At 47.9% G+C, this 19,201-nt stretch carries 18 protein-coding genes; 1 reads left to right on the top strand and 17 read right to left on the bottom strand.

The window, feature by feature from the left end; translation table 11 throughout:
- Window positions 1-90: 90 nt before the first annotated feature.
- The 4 genes from AB3489_RS00885 to AB3489_RS00870 all read right to left on the bottom strand — a co-directional run bounded on the left by AB3489_RS00885 (window position 91) and on the right by AB3489_RS00870 (window position 3,509).
- On the bottom strand, window positions 91-498 hold the full coding sequence (locus AB3489_RS00885) for a DUF6075 family protein (protein ID WP_368293604.1): 408 nt from the start codon (window positions 496-498) through the stop codon (window positions 91-93).
- Between the two features lie 61 nt (window positions 499-559).
- Entirely contained in the window at window positions 560-2,899 is a 2,340-nt protein-coding gene (locus tag AB3489_RS00880) for a VirB4-like conjugal transfer ATPase, CD1110 family (RefSeq protein ID WP_368293603.1), read from the bottom strand.
- Window positions 2,892-3,257: a PrgI family protein gene (locus AB3489_RS00875; RefSeq protein WP_368293602.1), complete on the bottom strand. Its 366-nt coding sequence runs from the start codon at window positions 3,255-3,257 to the stop codon at window positions 2,892-2,894. The genes AB3489_RS00880 and AB3489_RS00875 overlap by 8 nt, the downstream gene beginning before the upstream one ends.
- A 54-nt stretch (window positions 3,258-3,311) precedes the next feature.
- Window positions 3,312-3,509: a hypothetical protein gene (locus AB3489_RS00870; protein ID WP_368293601.1), complete on the bottom strand. Its 198-nt coding sequence runs from the start codon at window positions 3,507-3,509 to the stop codon at window positions 3,312-3,314.
- Window positions 3,510-3,599: 90 nt separating this feature from the next.
- Here AB3489_RS00870 and AB3489_RS00865 point away from each other — a divergent pair, with 90 nt between their 5' ends.
- Complete coding sequence (locus AB3489_RS00865) at window positions 3,600-4,010, top strand: hypothetical protein (protein ID WP_368293600.1); 411 nt, start codon at window positions 3,600-3,602, stop codon at window positions 4,008-4,010.
- Between the two features lie 30 nt (window positions 4,011-4,040).
- On the opposite strand, the gene AB3489_RS00860 is transcribed toward AB3489_RS00865, so the two are convergent.
- From AB3489_RS00860 to AB3489_RS00800, 13 genes are all read right to left on the bottom strand, one after another.
- Window positions 4,041-4,880, bottom strand: coding sequence for a hypothetical protein (locus AB3489_RS00860; RefSeq protein WP_368293599.1), 840 nt, complete (start codon window positions 4,878-4,880; stop codon window positions 4,041-4,043).
- 63 nt (window positions 4,881-4,943) lie between these two features.
- A complete protein-coding gene (locus AB3489_RS00855; RefSeq protein WP_368293598.1) occupies window positions 4,944-5,171 on the bottom strand; it encodes a hypothetical protein in 228 nt (75 codons plus the stop codon).
- A 5-nt stretch (window positions 5,172-5,176) separates the two neighbouring features.
- Window positions 5,177-5,458 (bottom strand): glutamyl-tRNA amidotransferase, encoded by a 282-nt coding sequence (locus AB3489_RS00850; protein ID WP_368294550.1) that lies wholly within the window; start codon window positions 5,456-5,458, stop codon window positions 5,177-5,179.
- A gap of 51 nt (window positions 5,459-5,509) precedes the next feature.
- Window positions 5,510-7,273 carry a VirD4-like conjugal transfer protein, CD1115 family gene (locus AB3489_RS00845; protein WP_368293597.1) on the bottom strand — a complete coding sequence of 588 codons (1,764 nt, stop codon included), beginning with the start codon at window positions 7,271-7,273 and terminating at the stop codon, window positions 5,510-5,512.
- Window positions 7,260-7,451 (bottom strand): hypothetical protein, encoded by a 192-nt coding sequence (locus tag AB3489_RS00840; RefSeq protein ID WP_368293596.1) that lies wholly within the window; start codon window positions 7,449-7,451, stop codon window positions 7,260-7,262. The genes AB3489_RS00845 and AB3489_RS00840 overlap by 14 nt, the downstream gene beginning before the upstream one ends.
- 58 nt (window positions 7,452-7,509) lie before the next feature.
- Entirely contained in the window at window positions 7,510-8,310 is an 801-nt protein-coding gene (locus AB3489_RS00835) for a PcfB family protein (protein WP_368293595.1), read from the bottom strand.
- The gene (locus AB3489_RS00830) at window positions 8,261-9,658 is read right to left on the bottom strand and encodes a relaxase/mobilization nuclease domain-containing protein (RefSeq protein WP_368293594.1); all 1,398 of its coding nucleotides are present in this window, start codon (window positions 9,656-9,658) and stop codon (window positions 8,261-8,263) included. Before AB3489_RS00830 ends, AB3489_RS00835 begins: the two co-directional genes overlap by 50 nt.
- Window positions 9,659-9,661: 3 nt before the next feature.
- A complete protein-coding gene (gene mobC, locus AB3489_RS00825) occupies window positions 9,662-9,991 on the bottom strand; it encodes a plasmid mobilization relaxosome protein MobC (RefSeq protein WP_368293593.1) in 330 nt (109 codons plus the stop codon).
- A 607-nt stretch (window positions 9,992-10,598) separates the two neighbouring features.
- On the bottom strand, window positions 10,599-10,862 hold the full coding sequence (locus AB3489_RS00820; RefSeq protein WP_368293592.1) for a hypothetical protein: 264 nt from the start codon (window positions 10,860-10,862) through the stop codon (window positions 10,599-10,601).
- A gap of 154 nt (window positions 10,863-11,016) precedes the next feature.
- Window positions 11,017-11,862 carry a nucleotidyl transferase AbiEii/AbiGii toxin family protein gene (locus AB3489_RS00815; RefSeq protein ID WP_368293591.1) on the bottom strand — a complete coding sequence of 282 codons (846 nt, stop codon included), beginning with the start codon at window positions 11,860-11,862 and terminating at the stop codon, window positions 11,017-11,019.
- The gene (locus AB3489_RS00810) at window positions 11,859-12,452 is read right to left on the bottom strand and encodes a type IV toxin-antitoxin system AbiEi family antitoxin domain-containing protein (RefSeq protein WP_368293590.1); all 594 of its coding nucleotides are present in this window, start codon (window positions 12,450-12,452) and stop codon (window positions 11,859-11,861) included. The genes AB3489_RS00815 and AB3489_RS00810 overlap by 4 nt, the downstream gene beginning before the upstream one ends.
- A gap of 93 nt (window positions 12,453-12,545) precedes the next feature.
- Window positions 12,546-13,493, bottom strand: coding sequence for a DUF3991 domain-containing protein (locus AB3489_RS00805; protein ID WP_368293589.1), 948 nt, complete (start codon window positions 13,491-13,493; stop codon window positions 12,546-12,548).
- A 9-nt stretch (window positions 13,494-13,502) separates the two neighbouring features.
- Entirely contained in the window at window positions 13,503-18,608 is a 5,106-nt protein-coding gene (locus AB3489_RS00800; RefSeq protein ID WP_368294549.1) for a DEAD/DEAH box helicase family protein, read from the bottom strand.
- Between the last annotated feature and the right edge of the window lie 593 nt (window positions 18,609-19,201).

Genomic DNA, 19,201 nt, shown 5'->3' with positions numbered 1-19,201 from the left:
CACCTTGATATCTTTAATAGTCAATTTTGTCCTTATTTCTTTCATAACCCTCACCCGTCTTCCCTGCTAGTCCCAATCTTTCTGAAGGATTTACCGTTCCATTATGGAAAGCTGCATTCCGGGATATTCCAGACTCCGGCAATATTCGGGATAGCGCAGCCGGATAGCTTCGAAAAAGTACGGCGCAAAACGGCAGTCAAACAGTTCAAACGGTGCAGAGTATCTCTCTTTTCCCTCTTCCGTCCACCCGTTCCAAAGGTTAAAGGCCAAACGGCAAAGACGGATAGTCCCTCCAGTCTGCCAGGCCGCTGAAAGATTTTGCGGTTTGATGCAATTCTCTTTAAAATCAAACAAGTAACGGATATGGCACCTTGTTTCCTTACTAATCCCCATGGTGTAAAAAAATGCCCTGTGGTACACGTCGGTATTGCCTGCCACTGCGAGCATATCGTAATAAAAATTCTCATGCTCTTTACCCGCAAACCGGATAGTTTCCATTGGTCTTCCCTCCTCAATAAATGAAAAGGCCGCCATCATACGGCTTTTCGCTTAAACTAATTTACTGGACTTCCACCTGTTCACCCGGTTTGGTAGTCATCAGTCGGTAAAGCCTGGTGTTTCGGGGGAATTGATCAGTAAAGGGTACTAGGGAACTACCCACCTTAATCAGTCCATTTCCCGCGTCCACATTCGTAATATAGCTGAGCTGAAGGTCGGAAATATTCAAGAGCCTAGCCAACTCCATCCTGTCAGTCGAAGCCTGGTTGAGCATGACAATAAATTCGCTGTTGGCCAGCATGGTGCGGGCTGTATGGCTCTGCAGCAGATCATCGACGTTCTGGGTAATACCCGTGCAAAATGCGCCGTACTTTCGGACGCGCTTCCACAGGGTAAAAAGGAAGTTGGCAGAGTACTCATGTTGAAACAAAAGGTAAATTTCATCAATAATAATGAAGGTGTTTTTTCCCTTGGCCCTGTTCTGCGTAATCCGGTTCAGGATGCTGTCCAGCACCACCAGCATACCTATGGGCAAAAGCTGCTTGCCCAGATCCAGAATATCATAGCAAATCAGGCGGTTGTTCACATCCACATTGGTCGGTTTGGCGAAAGTATTCAGACTGCCGCTGGTAAACAGCTCGATAGCCAAGGCAATTTCCTGGGCTTCCAGCTCGTCCTGTTTTAAAAGCTCCGCATGAAAATCCTGCAAGGTAGGCGTCATTGCCTGAAAATTGCTTTGCAGATATTTCCGGTAGACACTCGCGGTACAGCGGTCGATGAGGGACTTCTGCTTGGCTCCCAGGTTTTGCCCGCCGATCAACTGCTCACATAAGGAAAGGACAAATTCGGATTTCAAGATGACCGGATTAGCCCCGTCCCCATAATCCCTGTTCATGTCCATAGCATTGATATGGTTTTGGGAGGTTGCGGAAATATGGATGATTTCCCCGCCCATGGCTTTGACCATGAGCGAATACTCCCTTTCCGGGTCTATCAGGATAATGTCGTCATCGCTGGATAGGATCTGGTTGACAATCTCCCGCTTAGCAGTAAAACTCTTGCCAGAACCGGAGACACCTACAATAAAGGAATTCCCATTGAGAAGACATTTGCGGTTGGCAATAATGATGTTCTTGGAAATAACATTTTGACCGTAGTAAATGCCGCCGCTGTGGGAAATCTCCTGCGCCCGGAAAGGAATAAACACCGCTGTACTTTCGGTGGTCAGCGTCCGGATAGCTTCTATCTTTCTCAATCCAATAGGCAACGCCGTGTTCAACCCGTCCATCTGCTGAAACGTCAGGGTGGAAAACTGGCAGAGATGCTTCCGTACCATAGTTAAGAGAGTCTCGGTGTCGCCGTCCAACTGCTCCTTGCTGTCCGCAACATGTACCATGGTGAGAACTGCAAACATCATCCGCTGGTCGCGGGTGGTCAGGTCGTCTAGGAATTCTTTGCTCTCTTTGCGCTGCTGCTCCATGTCGTAGGGTACAACGGCGGAAAAGTTATTGTTTTGGTTTTGCCGCCGCTGCCAGTTGGTAATGTTGGTTTCCACCCCGAGCAGTCTGTTTTCCACTTCACGAACCGCTTCATCTGTAGGGATGGGGATAATATCCAAAGAGAGCATCATACTGCGGTTCAAGTCGCAGAGCTCGGACACCATGCTGTCTTTGATGTAGCTAGCGTATTCCCTTAAGAAAAGGACGCGCCCAAACTTGTTTCCCATGCGGAAATGGTCTTTTTCAAATTCAAAAGTATCGGGGCAGATATAGTCCTTGAAGTCGTGTCCTTTTCGCATGGTCTCGGACAGGTCGAATCGGAAATCTGTTTCCTCACCGGGGCGGAAAAAATCATGCAAGATGCGCAGACGGTCAGTCGCGTCCAACTCCACACACTTGGAACCCAGGCGGGAAAAATGGGTGATCAGGTCGGCTCCGATGCGGGAAAAATAGTTCCGCGCTTCCTCGATATTCTTTTTCAGTACCGAAACAGTTACGTACTTATCTTGGACAATATTGCTCACACCAGTGGCCTTGTCCAAAAGCATCCGGTTGTATTCCGCTCGGTATTCGTCCAGCCCGTCCTCCCTAAGCGGAATTAGAATTGAGCTTTCAAAGTCCGTCTTGTTCAAGCGGCGGTTGTTGATGGTGATTTTGGTAGTCGCTCCGCTGTCCAAGGAATTGAGAAGCTCCGAATAGGACAGGAACATCGCTTCCTTATCTTCCTTGGAGGCCACTGCATAATTGATGTCCGTAAAACGAAAGGATTTGGAAAACTTGTTGCCTACCTTAAAAATTCCGTCCGGCCAGATAGCCCTGATTGGGATGGCTTGCTGAACGCCTTTGGGGACAACAAATTTTTCCTTATCCTGCTTTATGATTTTCTTCAGGGTCTTAATCATGGCGTTTCCATTCCTCCTTTTCGTGATTTTCAATCTTCTGCTTCAATGCTTCGTAATACACGTTCGTCGGATAAAAGTTCAGTTTTTTTGGCAGGAGAAACTCCGATTTGAGATACGCCCATAAAAACTGCTCCGCCGTCATGCCGTGGTAGCGGATGAACCCCATGGCCGCGAAGGGGAATGCACCCAGTATGCACACCCAGCTTACAGTTTCCGCGCCTAATAAATTCCGCAGGCCGAAGTAGATGCCGACGGCAACGCCAACAGCCAGGAGGGAAAAAATAAACTGCCGCATAGACAGTCCAAAAAACAAGCTTTCCGTGTAATCCCTGATTTCCCGGTTTATTTTGACTTCCAAATTTTATCGCCTCCAATAAAAAAAGCACTTAATGACAAAGCGCCGTTCGGATTCTTACCTTTCCTTTTGGTTTTTCTTATGCTTTTCTTTCTCTTTTTGGATCTTATATACCAATTCGTCAACTTTACGGTTTTGCTTCATAAAAGCCTCATCCTCTCTAAGGGGAATGCCCTTTTTTATGGTTTCTTCTCCAAGTATGTGGAGTTTTTCCTTTTCTTTTTCCAGCTTATCGTTTAAGTTTTCATTCTTCATGCTGAAACCTCCGATTGTTTCAATTAACGCATTAAACTTCCATTTTATTCCTGAATGTGGGATAATAAGCATAGGAAAGGAGTGACTCTTATGTCAATCGCGGCAATTATATCCCTCTGTCTTACGGCAGGATTGTTTATTATTTCTTTTATATTTAAGGTAGCAGGTAAGCTCCGGCTGACAATTCCTATAGTCTGCTTGCTGCTGTTTGGCACCGTGCTAAACAAGTGGGCAGGAGAACATGAGACTTTAGCGTACACCATTCTTTTCTCACTGCTTGGTCTGACCGTATTAAGCTGGATTGTGTCGCTTATAAAGGCGATACGGTGTAAACGGAACGAGAAATACTTTGAGGATGATGTCGCATGGCAGATCCGGCGGGCAAGGGAGATGGGCGTACCTCTTGACGAAGTTCAGTTTAACGAACAGGGGGATTTGCTTGACCCAAGGACAGGCGTACCTGTCGTTTATGGGGAGGATGTTCAGTTTAAGGATATATGAGGATACCGGATTTTCATTTTCGGTATCTTTTTATAATCCCATCATTTCCCGCACCACACGATCAGCCATTTTCACCGCGCCGACCAGCACCAGCATATTGAAAATGAGTTCCCCGACATAGGACCATACCATAGTCACTGCGCTGGCACCGGTATCCACCACCGGCGGAGAAGCTGCGAAGACGGAAAAGATAATGCAGGCCAGGACAATAACCGCTCCTTCCAGACAGGTGGCAGCATAGCCTTTCAAGAAGGATACGCCGATGCTCTGGCTCGGCTCCCCGGCTAATGAAGCCAACGGCACGGGAGCAATGGCGGTATAAAGATAAATTTTAAAAAACCGGCCGTACACGGTTAGAATCATAATAAAGGACAGCACCGTGATGAATAAACCGCCGAGCAGCGTAACAGCCCATAAAGGAATGCTCTCCCAAAAACTGCAATTCTCGACAGCCTGAACAATCGTATCCGGCAGGACGCTTTGGTTGGCCGTTCCGAAACCGGCACTGCTCATAATAGTGAAAATAATCCCCTGCACGATGCTGAATAGTGACATCATCAAGTCCAGCCCGTAGGTTACAACTGCTTTGGCCAAGGCGAACCGAATAAACAGCTTGAGCGCATGTTCCGGCTTTTTCACTTCAGCTAAGCTTCCGCAGGTTTTGACTACGCCGATTACAAAAAATAGCACCAGCAGTGCCATGCCGACGGCCTGCAATGCACCGTGAATATTGACGATAACAGTCCAAATACCGCCGCCTTTGAATTCCGTCGGTGATTGGATAATGATTTGCAGTATCTCCGCCAGCTTTGCATTCCAGGTTGCTAGGGCGTTATTGAGATTGTCGATGACCCAGTTGCCGCTTCCCAAATAAGCTCACCTCATTTTCAAGACAAAGTCCGCGTATTAAATGCGAGCTTGTCTTTATGATTGTTACCGGCATTGTTCATCCCTGGCAGGCATTTTGTCCCTGATGACGCCATATTTGTCATCAACATAGAATTTATCGACAAACGGGTTGAAGATTGCGTGACACTTGACGCCGTTAAATTCGGCAAGATAATCGTTGTCACCAAGCCTCTTGAGAATGGTAGCTTCACGTAGTTCGCCGTTCAGTGAATGAATATGCATTTTTTCATTGATAGGGAAGTTGTTAAACATTGCGATCAACCTCCTGTAATCAGGATAAGGATCTCTTTGGCAAAGGTAATAATCACACCGCCAGCCAGTGTCAGGAAACCGTTGGCCCGCTGGGACGGGTCGTGGGATTTAAGTGAAAGGCCGATCTGCACGATGCCGAAACCTAAAAGAATCATCCCAATGGCACGAATGAGTCCGAAGATAAAGTCAGACAGGTTGTTAATGACTGTCAGCGGGTCACCCGCTGCGTAAGCAGTTATGGGAACGGCAGCAGTTATCAGCGCTAACAAGCAACTTATCGCAAGCATCTTTTTTGCTCTTTTAGACATTTTCAAAAGTTAACACCTCCAAAAGATTTTTTAGGATTGCAAAAAAACTTCCAGCTCTTCCCCGCTGAGAAGCTCGTAATCTCCTTCTCCGTTTAGGTTTAAGGTTTTCCAGTCCAGGGCGTTTTCTGTTCCTCCATGCCGGTATGGTTCTCCGCCACCGTCCACCGTCAACTTCAAACCGGGATGTTTGAATATATCGTACTTGTTATCCAATACTGCCCGTTCCCCTCGAATAAAGAGCAGGGCAAAACGATTGTCCAGCATCCGCACTTCATCGGGAGTCAGAAGCTCACGCCCGGACAACTGGTAATTGGTTGAATAGCTGCCGTTCCTTCCTCTGCTCTGTCCATAGCTGTTGACGTCAATGGTTTCCTTGCCTAAAAGTTCTGATACATATTTATGGGTAGACTGCTCGTTGCCGCCCAAATACAGGAACTCGTCGCAATTACCGACAATGGACTCCCAGCTGTCTTTGAACAGGGCTTTCAGCTGCGCCAGGTTTTGCAAGATAATGGATACGCTGATCTCCCGGGAACGTACAGTGGAAAGCAGCTTATCGAACTCGTCAGGTAAAGCAACATTGCTGAATTCATCCATGACAAAATGGACATGTACGGGAAGCCGCCCGCCGTACACGCTGTCGGCTAGGAAATAAAGCTGCTGGAACAGCTGGGTATAGAGCATACCGACAATAAAATTAAAGGATGAATCATTATCAGGTATGACGGCAAAAAGCGCTGTTTTGAGCTCTCCCATGGATAGCAGCTCTAATTCGTCTGTGGTGGTGATGCCGGCGATGGAGGCAAGATTGAACTTTTCCAAGCGGACACCCAGACTGATCAAGATGGATTTAGCCGTTTTGCCCGCCGCCAGCTTGAAAATATTGTACTGTTTGACCGCCAAATGCTCCGGCTCACGCATTTCGAGCCGCTCGAACAGCTCGTCCAGCGGGCTTTGGTAAGTTTCATCGTCCTCCCGGACTTCAGCGGCAGCAATTAGCTCCATGACCATCGGAAAATTCTGTTCTTCCGGCGGCGCTTCATACAACAGGTACAGCATTAGGGCTTCCAGGAGTGCGGTTTCGGACCGATCCCAAAATGGGTCGTTGGTATTGGAGCCTTTGGGCGTGGTATTGCGGATTAGATTGGTCACCAGCTTGAGCACATCCTTGTCGTCCTGCAAATAGGCAAAAGGGTTGTAGCAATGGGAAAGGTGCATGTTGATTAGATCCAATACCTTGATTTCATATCCCTTGGCTTTCAGCAGGCTGCCCGAATCCCGTAGAATTTCGCCCTTGGGGTCGAGCACGACAAAAGAAGTATTAGCTTGCATCACGTTGGGCTTGGCATAAAAGCGGGTCTTGCCGGAGCCGGAACCTCCGACCACCAGCACGTTCAAATTTCTTTTGTGCTTCCTGCCGTTCAGTCCGATACTAACGTTCTTGGTCAGAATTTTATTTTGGAACCGGTCCTTATCCCGGTATTTTTTATTAACAACTGTCGCGCCGCCCCAGCGGGCGCTACCGTGTTCCTCCCTGCGCCGGTAATTGCGCTTCGTGGAAATATAAATACCGATGCCGAGAGCATAAGCCGTTATAAACAGCAAGATGCACTTGGGTGTATCTTTCACCCAGACCAGGTCAAAGGGATGGTTCAGCCCCGCTGTGAGTTTGGTAAGAATTTCTGGAAGCCCGCCGGATATAGCCGGAGCAGTCAGCACAGCCGCCCATACTACGGGAATTAAAAAAACCGCAAAGAGTATCAGGTTGCTCCTTGCGGTCTCAACGCGCCTCATCTTGGTTCCTTTGTCTCAGTTTTTTGGCTGGGGCGTCGATGGTTTTAAGCAGCAGTTCGTCCACCGCGTCGGTCGGACGTTCTTCTTTTATCAGGTCGTTCCTAAGTTCATTTAAGGCATTGACCATCACGCCTTGCTCATAAGCATCTATGGTAAGCACCCGTTCTTCGTCTTTCATGACACTTTCCTCCTCTTTTTTTCCTATCCAGCGATGCCTTTTAGATCTTAATCAAGTCTTACCTCTCTTTAGGTTTTGATTTAGGAAATTTAACTTGCCGCCTTTGAGGACCGGCGTTCTGTATTGCAGCCTGTGGCTGTTCTCTGACCGGTCCGCGTTTAAGCCGCTCCGCCTGTTCCTTCTGAGCATTCTTGATTTCCCGCAGTTCTTCGCGGACAGATTTCTTTTGACGCTCAGCACCCTCTGCGGATTTCCCGCTGCGCGCGGAGAAAGGCTCGGACGGACGGGATTTCTCCGTCGTCGCCGTCGTGGGGTTTGGATTGTCAACCGGTTCAACGGTTTTTTTTATTTGAGCGGGCTTTGCCATCCGCTCATTAATAAAATCTTCAGGACTTTTTTCGGCGGGTGTGACTTTGGTGGTTGGCTCTTTCTGCGAATCCCGGGCGGCTTTGGCTTTTTCGATCTCGCTTTTAATGCTTGCAGTATCCACGGTCGCCAGCTTGAAGCGTTCCACAATGCGGTTGATTTTGGAAGCGTCCTCTGCCCGCACCATGATATCGCACATACCATCCAGGTTCTTTTTATCCTGCAGAGCACAGTACAGAACACCGTAGCGCTTGGCTTCCAGACAGAACCTTTTTAAATCCTCGTTTTTGACCGCAAAAACTTTCAGCTCTTTGCCACTCCGCAAAAGCCCCTCCAGGCGGGTTTTACCTTTGGTTTTTTTCTGGTCTTTCAAGACGGCATAAAGGTAAGTAGCAAGGTTTCTCGCCCCCTCACCCGAGATTTTAGCCATTACCTCAATCCCTTTAAGGCTCATATTGACCATTTGGTCGGCCGCATCGGCTCCGCTGTTCATGATCCTTTTCCTCCCTTCTTAGCTCATTTTTCTCATTTCTTATTTGGGTTAGTTTCTCCTTTATTGCTTCAGAACGGGACATAATGCCCTTGCAAAGCTTCACCTCCTTCCGGAGCAGAGACAGTTTCCTGGAAAACCCAGCAATCTGCAGTTTGTATTCGGCAATCTGCACATCGTCTTTACAGCGACGCAGGCGATGGTAAAGAGATTTGCGTTCGGCTGCCAAGCCGGTAATTTCCTGCTCCAGCATAGATTGGTAACTCAAAAGCTGCTTAATGTTTTCAATCCGGTGCTTGCAGAGCAACTTGGTTTGAGCACTCAACTCTTCCAAATGCCGGATATCCTCGCGCAATAAAAAATGCGCCCATTTCTTGGACGCGGTGTTTTTGGGCAGAATGCCCATCTTATAGAGGTAGTGAAAGTATAAGGCATACAAGCCCTTGAGTTTTCTGGTCTTTTTCAGATCAGGACTTCTTCCGGTGATAATGCGTTTTCGTCTGGGCTCCGGCAAAACTTCCTGCCGCTTCGGAGAACGGTTCTGAAGTATCCGCTGTTTTATGGCATCCTCACTATAATCGTCCCCAAGAGTCTTCAGCCGGACAAACCGATCCTTGCCCTGCGGGCGAACAGCAATATATTTGACACCTGTTTTTACTTCATAACCCTGTTTTCGGAGAGTAGCAATAAATTGCGTGAAAGTCATTGATGCGGAAATTGCCTTATCCACATCCTCACGGATCAGTCCCCGCCAGGTGGGCTTGCCTTCCTGCCCGGCTTTCCATTCGGCATAATGTTCCGACCTGTCCCCCTGTTGGTTTTCAATAACGGACAGTGAGTATTCCCTGCACAGCCGGTCGGAAGCCTGGCGCAGTTGAGCGTAAGTAGCTTTGTTGTCGTAATAGCGCTTTCCGTCGGCAAAAGAAACGGAGTTAAGAACAAAATGGTTGTGCAGGTGATGTTTATCCAAATGTGTGGAAACAACAACCTCAAAACGCCCACCCCAAAGTTCCTGAGCTAGCTTTACGCCGATAGCGTGGGCTGTTTCAGGCGTTGCTTCCCCCGGTGCAAAGGATTGGTAGCCATGGAAGGCAAGGATGCCATCCTTTTTCTGAAACTGCAGCTTGGTCTGGGACATTTGCTTATAAGCGGCAGATGGGTCGCAATTGATACCGGTAACATAATACTGCATTTCGGTTTTGTCCTCCCGCGCTGCATATTCCAGTACATTCTGTAAACCCTGCAAATTCCGGCTTGAAAAGTCCAGGTTTTCAGTCTTGCCGGGGTTAGCAGCATAGTTTATTACTCGGTCTAATCGGTCTTTGACATCCCATATCGCTGTGGTAGCCATTATTTACTCCAGCTTTTGCGGTGACGTGACCGCCGCCCGGATATCCAGCACGGCCTGGCGGAGCCGGTTGGCTTCATCCTGGAAAATCGCCCTGTCAATATGTCCCGTGGCATTGGCCTTGGCTGCAATCTGGTTCAGATTATTGCCGATGGCGTGAAGCTCCCTCATCAATGCGTGATAGTCAGCCGGAGGAAGCTCTTTGGGCACAAAGCCTTTTATAAGGGTGCGCAGGTAGGTTTCTCCGGAAAGCCCGGATTTTTTGGCACTGGCTTGTAGTTTTTCCCTTTCTTCCTGGTTCAGCCAGACTTGGACACGGATGTTGCGTCTTCTCATCGTTCCGGCTCCTTTTGCTTGGGATGGGAAAGGTCTTTTTCTTTTTGCATGGCAATCCGTGCAGCTTGGTTTAAGATAACCGTAAGTCGCTCAACATTGATGTAATTTTTCATTTTTTCCTCCCTTTCGTATTATTTACTCTTAATAAAAACACAAAAAGGCGGAGCCAATAGCATCGCCTTATAATAAGCTTTCATATATCATCCAAAGGCCGCGGTACGGGGAGTGTCGCCCACTCTGCGTACTGCGGCCCATTCCCTGCGGGCGCTTTGATGTGCCTTCATTCATGGTTCAGTGCATGGGCACTTGAGAGCGCTCGCTAGACGGAAAAGGAATACCCATGAGCGCTGTATTTTTAAGGGGTTTTAGGGGGGCATCCCCCTAACAAGCGAATTTGGGAGACCAAATTCAGTGCTTGCTAAAACACAAGACAGCGGTCTTATACTGTCAAAAGTTTGATAGCGTAACCACCTGCCGAAAAGAAAAGTCCCAGATCATCATTAACTCCGCAAGAACTAAAATATGATTATAAAGAATAAGAAGGAAACAAAAAAACCTGGTTAACATGTCTGTCAATCAGGTAACTGAGTACATAATGAATTTGTGCTTAGGATACAAGTGATTCAATAATAAGCTTTATGGCGTCAGAAAAACCCTTCTGATAGGAGATCTCAGAATAAATAGACCCTATGCAGCCGGTAGCACGTTCAATATTTTCAATTAAATCTTTCTGTTCCTGGCTGATACCCATTTTAACTAGCTCATCCCAAGCTTTGCCTGCCTCGTCCATATATTTATGGTATTCTGCCTCGTTTTGAATCATTTGATTAATATCTTCTTCATGATTTCTAATAAGGCTTAGAATTGGCATCACAACATTTCTCCTTTAACAGTTTAAAGCGATATACCAAAGTATAGCAAGTCAGACCGCTTGTCTCAATTCTGTGATTTATTTTACCAGTTAAAATTCAATTAAAATACAAAAAAACTCTAAACCTCAATAAGATAGAGTTTCTTTGTATATCTTAGAAATTTATTTCCTCAAAAATTTGATTTATTCTATGGCAAACATCTATAAAACTAATATCTTGTGCATAATCAAAATCTGTTTGATATTTTCTCCAAAAGCCCATTAGTTGTTCACTTGAAACAATGCTTTCCATCACTTTATTATAGTTTGCCAAAATAGAACTGCTTTTTCGTTTGGAAGCAGTTGCTACTAGAGCCGTTTTCAACACCGATTTATCGCATTCATGACCTCTAAGTTGATAAAGGATGTAAATATCATAAAAATCTCTTGGTCTTGTATTTGCAATTCCACGAGTTATTACTGTTTCCAGCTTTTCCGCAAGCACAGTTTCCAAATTGTACGCCATGATTTTGATTGTCCTGTCACCAAAAAGAAGTTTAAAAGAATACTCAATTTCTTTAGGAGTGATTTTGTCTCCGGTTGTAACGTCCACGGAAAGTGGTACAGCCAACGGAGGATAATTGGCTCTTAATGATACTCTGATTCCTGGATAATCGTCACCTTCGCGTATGTCGGATGTATTCAGCACTTCGAAATTGACATCATCATCCAGGGAAATGGTGCATATTCCCTCAAAAATTCCCCTGACAGCATCATGAGTAACGTCAAACCCTTTGATTGTGGTATCTAGATCCATTGTAGCCCTGGTATCCAGTCCGACTATGGCTGAAATCAGAAAGCCGCCTTTTAAAATCAGATTGGGCTGGTACTTGGACACAGAAATGCGTTCAAGCAGTCGTTCCAGCATGTAGTTTTGCATTACAAGCTGGGCAGAAATGTTCTTTTCAGCAGCCATCTTCTTTATATAGGCTTTCAACTGCATTGGATTGTTCGTTTTCACAGCAAAACCTCCATATAGTTCATGATTTTAGGCTTTACCCTTACCTTCTCGGCATAGTCAAAAAGCAGCGGAATATTCTTTCCCGGCATCTTAGCATACTGCTTCATGGCCTGGTTGACAACTTGAATATCACAGGCGTTATTGCCTTTCACAATATCGCAAAGCGTCCGTTCCACATCGTACAGGCGTATGGGATAGCCGCAGGGCGAAACGCCCTTGGTCAACCCGAGTTCGTACAGATCTTTGACGGATTTTTTGATAATTACATTTTCATCTTTCAGGGAGTGCGTATGATACCCGTAGGGAAACGTCATGGTATATTTCTGGGGTGTTCTGTCCGTCAGACCATGAATATACAAGGCCGTTTCATGGGAAAAGACGCCACGGCTGTACTTGTACTGCAAGATATACATTTCATCTTCCCACATTTCCGGCTTGATATAAATCCCCCTGTCAACCTTTGCCAAGGCCCCTATGTCCAGCATTTTCTTCAGATAATGCCTTGAAATATTGGCATCAGTAACCTGTGAGGCAGTAATGATGCCATTGTTTTGTTCGAGAATCTCTTTAATTTTGTCAATATTTTTCATCATGTGCCACCCCTTTTTTGTACATATACACTCTATATTATGTCATATTAGAGTGTATATGTATACATTTACTAAGGGAAGCGATGCAAATTATTATCTTTCAGGCACAGATTTCTTTATGACAATCATTCGCAAATATTCGTTATAATCCTTGCCCCGTTCCGGCGGCTCGTCGAAAACAGTGTATTTATTAGGTAGAATTGTTTGAATAGTTTTTGCAGCCAGCCGTCCGGCTGCGTCATTGTCCAAGTGTAAAGCAATTTCAATGATCTGCGGGAAATCTTTTAAGTATTGCATTAAGGCGGCAGGAGGAGTGCTTTCCGCGATATCTTCTTTTGGTTTGTAAATACCGGCAAGGGAAAGGCAGGAATCCTGTCGCCAGTCCCGGCTGGCAAGAAGCTCCAAAGTACAATAAGACATTAAATCGATGGCACTCTCAAACAGGTGAAGCTTGCCGCTTTTGCTTCTTGCCGGGATGGAAAAGGAATAGTGCTTGTCGCTTCCGTTCGCCTCGCCCATAAATCTTCTGCGGGATGTCCCCCGAAGTGATGCGTACTTGAGGATGCCTTGCCGGTCAAAGCCGACAAAGACAGCGTTATGGTAATTATGGCTTTCAAATAGCCGTTTGGTCTGGACACAGTAGTCGATGATTTCCCTATTGATGCCGCGCCCTGCTAGGTAGTCTATCACCAAGTCATTGTTATCGTTTTTCTCAGGCAGGAGTAGCTTCTTCGGCCCGGCAGATTCCGTTTCCTTAGATGAAACAGATGCTGTCATCGGTGTTTGCCCATCTATTTGTATTACCGCCTCGGGCAGGGACAGTCCCCGTACTTTAATCAGGTAATCCAGAGCTGAACGCCCGCCGATTCCGCGGGACCACCAGCACCATTTGCCGTTGCTGATTTTCAGGCTGTCATGGCTCCGCGTCGTGTAGACGTTACCGGAAAAATGCACCAACTCCTGCGGCTCGTAATACTGCAGATAGGTCAGCAAGTCCATTTGCTTGGCCCGCTCGATCTGCTCTGGTGTTACATACGGCATGTTATTCTCTCACCTTTCGTAGCCCACGGCTTTCTTTTCCGGAACATCAATCTCTTCATCCGTCCCGTCGTCCAGCACTTCGTTTTCCTGTTTATCCATGTTAAGTAGGATATTCAGCTCCGCCAGTCGGGCTGATTTGGTTTGCAACTCCTGTTCTTTTTCAAAAGGGGTCTCAATCTGCTCTTTAGCCGTTTCCACCTGCTGGCGGAGTGTCTTTAATTGTTCTCGGCAGTATTCCAGCTTCTTCGGCATTTCAGCCAAAGCGTTGTTCAGCCTGGTGATGTTGCCGTGGATATCCGCGCCCAGCGTTACGTGATGGCTCTGCGCGCCCCGCAGGGTGATCTGGTACTGCTTGCTGAAGACGTCAAAGGAAAATAGCATCGGGAAACCCAAGTAGCTACCCAACTCCTGTGGTTCCGGCGAGGTCATCAGCTTGCAGGCTTCGAGAATAGCTGTCCCCGCCTCGGCCTTTTCGGCATAGCGAATGCCTTTAATGGTCATACCCGCAAATTTTGCCTCATCCGCGCCGCCTCCGTCAGTAACGGTAATTCTATGCTGCTCGTACAGGGCAATGTCCTTTTCATATCCGGCAATTCGTTCCTCTGTTAATTTGATCTGCTGCGGATATTGTTTTAGCAGCCGGTCTTCCAAAGCGTACCGCTGGCTTAAGTGGTTGGCCTTTAATAATTTTAATTTTGATACCTGGATATCCAGGTCCATCTTTTCTTTTATATGGGGATTGCCCGTCGCCAGCGCCTTGACCTCGGCGTAGGAAAGCGCCGTCTCGTCAATGTCTTCGGCGCTTCGCACAGGGGACTTGCTGGTCATGATCTGGGAAATAAACCGCTGCTTATTTTCAAGTATCTGATAGAGATAGGCATCAAACGTGTTTTCCGTCACATACCGGAAAATATGCACCTCGTCGTTTTTATTGCCCTGCCGCACAATTCGTCCGGAGCGTTGCTCCAGATCCCGTGGCCGCCACGGGCAATCCAGGTCGTGGAGTGCTATCAGCTTATCCTGCACGTTGGTTCCGGCCCCCATCTTAAAAGTAGAGCCGAGCAGAATCCTCACCTGGCCCTTGCGTACCTTGGCAAACAGCTCCTTTTTCTTGGTTTCCGTGTTGGCGTCATGAATAAAAGCGACATCCTCGTCGGGGATACCTTGTAGGGCAAGCTTCTGCCGTACGTCTTCGTACACGTTAAAACTGCCGTCGCCCTTTGGTGTGGACAGGTCGCAGAACACAAGCTGGGTCAGCTGCTTATCGTGGTTTTCCTGCCAGAAGCGGAATACATTTTCCACACAAGCGTTTACCTTACTGTCTTCATGGTCGGGCAAAACTGGATTTGCCAGCCGCTGGTCGAGAGCAAGCTTGCGTCCGTCGTTGGTTATCTTCAGCATGTTATCCTCATTGGGCTCCACCATCCGGTTACGCACTCTTTCGGCTCTCTCGGCCAGCTCGGCCACCATGTCCTGCTGGAATTCACTCGGCTTCACCGCCACATTACTGTAGTTGGCTTTCGGCACGGGAAGATTGAGCATGTCCGCTGTCTTGATATCTGCAACTTCCTTAAACATGTTCATCAGTTCCGGTAGGTTGTAAAAGCGGGCGAACCTTGTTTTGGCCCGGTAGCCGGTTCCTTCCGGCGCAAGCTCGATAGCGGTCACAGTTTCCCCGAATGTGCTTGCCCAGCAGTCGAAATGCTGAAGCCCTTTTTGACGCAGCACTTCATATTGAAGGTACCGCTGCATGGTGTACATCTCGGTGATGGAGTTGCTGATCGGCGTCCCGGTTGCAAATACGATGCCGCGCCCCTCGGTCAGCTCATCAAGGTAACGGCACTTGGCGAACAGGTCGGAAGACTTCTGCGCCTCGGTCTGGGACAGGCCCGCGACGTTGCGCATCTTGGTGTACAGAAACAGGTTCTTGTAAAAGTCCGCCTCATCCACAAACAACCGGTCAACTCCCAATTCCTCAAAGGTAACGACATCATCCTTGCGACTGGTGTCATTGAGCTTATCCAGCTTCAGCTTCAGTGTCTTTCTGGTCTTTTCCAGCTGCTTGATGGCGTAGCGCTCGCCCCGTTCCTCCTTAAGCTCCTGGATGCCGCTGGTAATCTCCATGATCTGTTCCTCCAGCTGCCGCTTTTGGCGTTCCTGGGATATCGGGATTTTCTCAAACTGGCTATGCCCGATAATTACCGCATCGTAGTCGCCGGTGGCTATCCTCGCGCAGAATTTTTTACGGTTCTGGGTTTCAAAATCCTTTTTAGTGGCAACCAAGATGTTGGCTGAAGGATAGAGCTGTAAAAACTCTCCGGCCCACTGCTCCGTCAGGTGGTTGGGCACGACGAACAAGCTTTTATTGCAGAGACCAAGATGCTTACTTTCCATGGCTGCCGCCGTCATCTCATAAGTTTTGCCCGCGCCCACGCAGTGAGCCAGCAGGGTGTTGCCGCCATAGAGAATGTGTGCCACCGCGTCCACCTGATGCTTGCGCAGTCTGATTTCCGGATTCATGCCGGTAAAACGGATATGGCTACCGTCATATTCGCGGGGACGGATAGAGTTAAAACGCTCGTTATAGATCCTGGTCAAAAGTTCTCGGCGCTGGGGGTCTTTCCATATCCAGTTTTGGAATGCTTCCTTGATAGCCTCCTGCTTCTGCTGGGCAATAGCGGTTTCCTTTTTGTTCAGTACCCGTTTCTCGACGCCGTCCTCATAAACATTGTCAAAGATACGCACATCACGCAAATTCAGGGTTTCCTCAATAATCTTATAGGCATTGATGCGCTTTGTACCGTACGTGACGTTGGCTTTAATGTTGTCGCTGCGGTCGTCGTTTTTGCCCTTGATGTTCCAGTTGGCGGTATAGGATGAATAGAAAACGTCGATATACCGCCTGTACATATAGGGAGTTTCCAGAAGTTCAAAGATGAAGTCTTTAACCACCTCGGGCGGCAGCCAAGTCGCACCGAGACGCACGTCAATTTCGGAGGCGTCCAGATCTTTGGGCTGCACGGCTTCCAAGGCAGTGATGTTAACCGTTAATTTCTTCCCCTGTTCAGGCGGCAGGATTTGGGCAAGCGCCTGCACCTGTTTAAGCTTTTCGCGCACATTGCCGGACAGGTATTCGTCCGCTGTAACATAGGGAAAAGAATCCACCTGAAAGAAAGCGCGGGGGATGTTTTCCGGCACCACTTTGCCGAAGTCGCGGAAGATCACCCCCTGAAGGTCTTGGGCAAGCCGTTCTTCCGAAAGCCCGGTCAGACTCTGCATGAAGTCCATATCCACACGGGCTTTTTCCGCAATGGAGATAGCCAGAGCTTCGGCGGCGGTATCCACATGAGAGATGACTGTACGCTGCTTAATGGTGCGCTTGCTGAACATATCCGCCTTGCGTTCCAGCTCGCCGTTTTCATCGAGGATTTCCAGGGAACAGAGCAGGCAGTAGGAACTGTCGTCGGAAAAGGCCATACTGTTGCCCCTGCTGTTCAAAAGCCCGTATTTGACGACAAAATCATCATATAAGTTATTTAACTTGCTCTGCTGTTCCCGAATAATTTCATCGCTGTAATCCCCGGTCTGGTATTCGATTAAATCCCGCACACAATCCCGAATGGCGATCATGCCTTTGATACGGCCCGCCGCCGTAACGGAGGTTCCCACACGGTTCATTTTGCTGTTTTCCCGGTAGTAAATTTCCCCGTCCACCAGGCAATAGCTGAAATTGCGGACATTGGGATCCGCTGGTATGGAGGCGTCTTCGTCGTCGGACAATTCGTCAAGCTCATACTCCGTAATTTCGGCATGGATGTTTTCCAATGCCTCACGTAGAATTACCGCAAGATCGGTGTTCTCATAAGAAAGGCAGGTTGTTTCGCTTTTATTGCCGTACATCCGCTCATCGTAGGCCATCGTGCCCAGCACCATGTCTGGATTGTCGGCAAAGTAGCAGTTGACGGGGATTCCTTCCTCAGTCGTGGAAAGATGCACCCAGTCAGGCTCAATGTCGATTACCCTGTCGCGCTTTTGCAGGAATAGGATATCTGCGGTGACTTCCGTACCGGCATTGGCCAGGAAAGCATTATTAGGCAGCCGGACAGCCCCCAGAAACTCGGCCCGCTGCGCAATGTACTTACGGACTTCGGGGTTTTGCTTGTCCATTGTGCCCTTGGAAGTAATAAAGGCAATAATTCCGCCGGGCCGCACTTTGTCCAGTGTTTTGGCGAAAAAATAGTCGTGGATGTAAAACTTGTGCTTGTCGTACTTTTTGTCCGCCACACCGTAAGAACCGAAAGGCACGTTGCCAACAACCAGGTCGAAAAAACTGTCGGGCAGGTTGGTTTCTTCAAAGCCTTGTACGGCAATACTTGCGTTTTGATACAGCTGCCTGGCAATCCGGCCCGTGATGCCGTCCAGTTCCACGCCGTACAGCTTGGAATTCTGCATACTGTCGGGGACAAGACCGAAAAAGTTGCCGATGCCGCAGGCGGGTTCCAAAATGTTGCCGGTCTTAAAGCCCATGTTCTCCAAGCAGGTATAGATAGCCTTGATGACTGTCGGGGACGTATAGTGGGCATTAAGCGTGGAGGCCCTTGCGGACGTATATTCGTCCTCGGTGAGCAGCTCCTTCAATTCTGCGTATTCCTTGGCCCATTGGCTGTTCTTCTCATCAAACACCTGCGGCAGGCCGCCCCAGCCGACGTGCTTTGAAAGAGTCTCTTGTTCTTCCGGTGTGGCCAGACGGTTTTGTTCTTCCAACCGGTTCAAGAGCCTGATTGCAGCTACATTCCAGCTGTATTTGGCCTTTTGTCCGCCTGCGCCTAAATTATCATTAGTGATACGGAAATTTTGGCGAGGTTGTTTTGATGTTTCCGGCTGGATATTATTAATGACTTTGGATTCTTCAACATCCTGAGTTTGTTGCTGTACGGGTTCTTTCGATTGCTCCAAAATGCCGAGCACAAAAGCAATGCTTTCCCTGCGGAAAATAGGAAAACCCGTACTTTTCTGGAAAGTGATGTCCCGCAGACTAACGGTTCCGTATTCTTGATTGATTGACTCAATTTCAAAGCGCCGGTCCTCAATGATAAGCTCCATGCCCACAGCCATTTCTTTTTCGGCTGGTTGGCCTTCCGTTTCTTCGGCTTGCGCATACGGAGGTTCATCTTCAGATTCCTCATCGCCCTTCTTGCTCTCGATATCGCTGCCGATTGTCTCGACTTGTTCTTCGCTCAATTGCTCAGGTGCTTCTCCTGCAACAAGAAGATGGTCATTGAATGGGTTTTCCCGCAGCATTCGTTCCAAGTCATCCTGAGCCAGCTCTTTACTGAACAGAGGAAAGTTAATGTCTTGCAGCAGCACCTTTCCATCATCGATGGAGAAGATCTTATATTCGTCTGTACCAAGATACACCGTGTCGCCAGGAGAAAAAACATAGCGAGTATCCTCACTTGATAGGCGTTTCTCTTCCTGCAAAGGAGCCGGTTCACGGTTCAGGATTTCCCGGGCGTAAGCCTGCTCGGCAAGCTGACGGCGGCGTTCCTCCACCAGCTGCTTATAAATTGGGAGGTATTCTCTTTCCATATATTTTTTTTCCCTGCTGTTCAAATAGCGGCCAGTGGCAATAAGTTCGCCAAGCCGTTTGGCAACCTGGTTCCAGGACATTCTTAATTCCGGATTTGTTATGAAGCTGCCGTTTTTAC

The sequence above is a fragment of the Dehalobacter sp. TBBPA1 genome, from assembly GCF_040931655.1.
GTDB lineage: Bacteria > Bacillota > Desulfitobacteriia > Desulfitobacteriales > Syntrophobotulaceae > Dehalobacter > Dehalobacter restrictus.
This window is presented reverse-complemented; position numbering and strand designations above follow the sequence as displayed.

Excerpts from the sequence above, each read along its gene's own strand:
- AB3489_RS00885 (WP_368293604.1), bottom strand. The coding sequence starts at position 498 with ATGGAAACTATCCGGTTTGCGGGTAAAGAGCATGAGAATTTTTATTAC.
- AB3489_RS00880 (WP_368293603.1), bottom strand. The coding sequence starts at position 2,899 with ATGATTAAGACCCTGAAGAAAATCATAAAGCAGGATAAGGAAAAATTT.
- AB3489_RS00870 (WP_368293601.1), bottom strand. The coding sequence starts at position 3,509 with ATGAAGAATGAAAACTTAAACGATAAGCTGGAAAAAGAAAAGGAAAAA.
- AB3489_RS00865 (WP_368293600.1), top strand. The coding sequence starts at position 3,600 with ATGTCAATCGCGGCAATTATATCCCTCTGTCTTACGGCAGGATTGTTT.
- AB3489_RS00855 (WP_368293598.1), bottom strand. The coding sequence starts at position 5,171 with ATGTTTAACAACTTCCCTATCAATGAAAAAATGCATATTCATTCACTG.
- AB3489_RS00850 (WP_368294550.1), bottom strand. The coding sequence starts at position 5,458 with ATGCTTGCGATAAGTTGCTTGTTAGCGCTGATAACTGCTGCCGTTCCC.
- AB3489_RS00845 (WP_368293597.1), bottom strand. The coding sequence starts at position 7,273 with ATGAGGCGCGTTGAGACCGCAAGGAGCAACCTGATACTCTTTGCGGTT.
- AB3489_RS00840 (WP_368293596.1), bottom strand. The coding sequence starts at position 7,451 with ATGAAAGACGAAGAACGGGTGCTTACCATAGATGCTTATGAGCAAGGC.
- AB3489_RS00835 (WP_368293595.1), bottom strand. The coding sequence starts at position 8,310 with ATGAACAGCGGAGCCGATGCGGCCGACCAAATGGTCAATATGAGCCTT.
- AB3489_RS00830 (WP_368293594.1), bottom strand. The coding sequence starts at position 9,658 with ATGGCTACCACAGCGATATGGGATGTCAAAGACCGATTAGACCGAGTA.
- mobC (WP_368293593.1), bottom strand. The coding sequence starts at position 9,991 with ATGAGAAGACGCAACATCCGTGTCCAAGTCTGGCTGAACCAGGAAGAA.
- AB3489_RS00820 (WP_368293592.1), bottom strand. The coding sequence starts at position 10,862 with ATGCCAATTCTAAGCCTTATTAGAAATCATGAAGAAGATATTAATCAA.
- AB3489_RS00810 (WP_368293590.1), bottom strand. The coding sequence starts at position 12,452 with ATGAAAAATATTGACAAAATTAAAGAGATTCTCGAACAAAACAATGGC.
- AB3489_RS00805 (WP_368293589.1), bottom strand. The coding sequence starts at position 13,493 with ATGCCGTATGTAACACCAGAGCAGATCGAGCGGGCCAAGCAAATGGAC.
- AB3489_RS00800 (WP_368294549.1), bottom strand. The coding sequence starts at position 18,608 with ATGGCTGTGGGCATGGAGCTTATCATTGAGGACCGGCGCTTTGAAATT.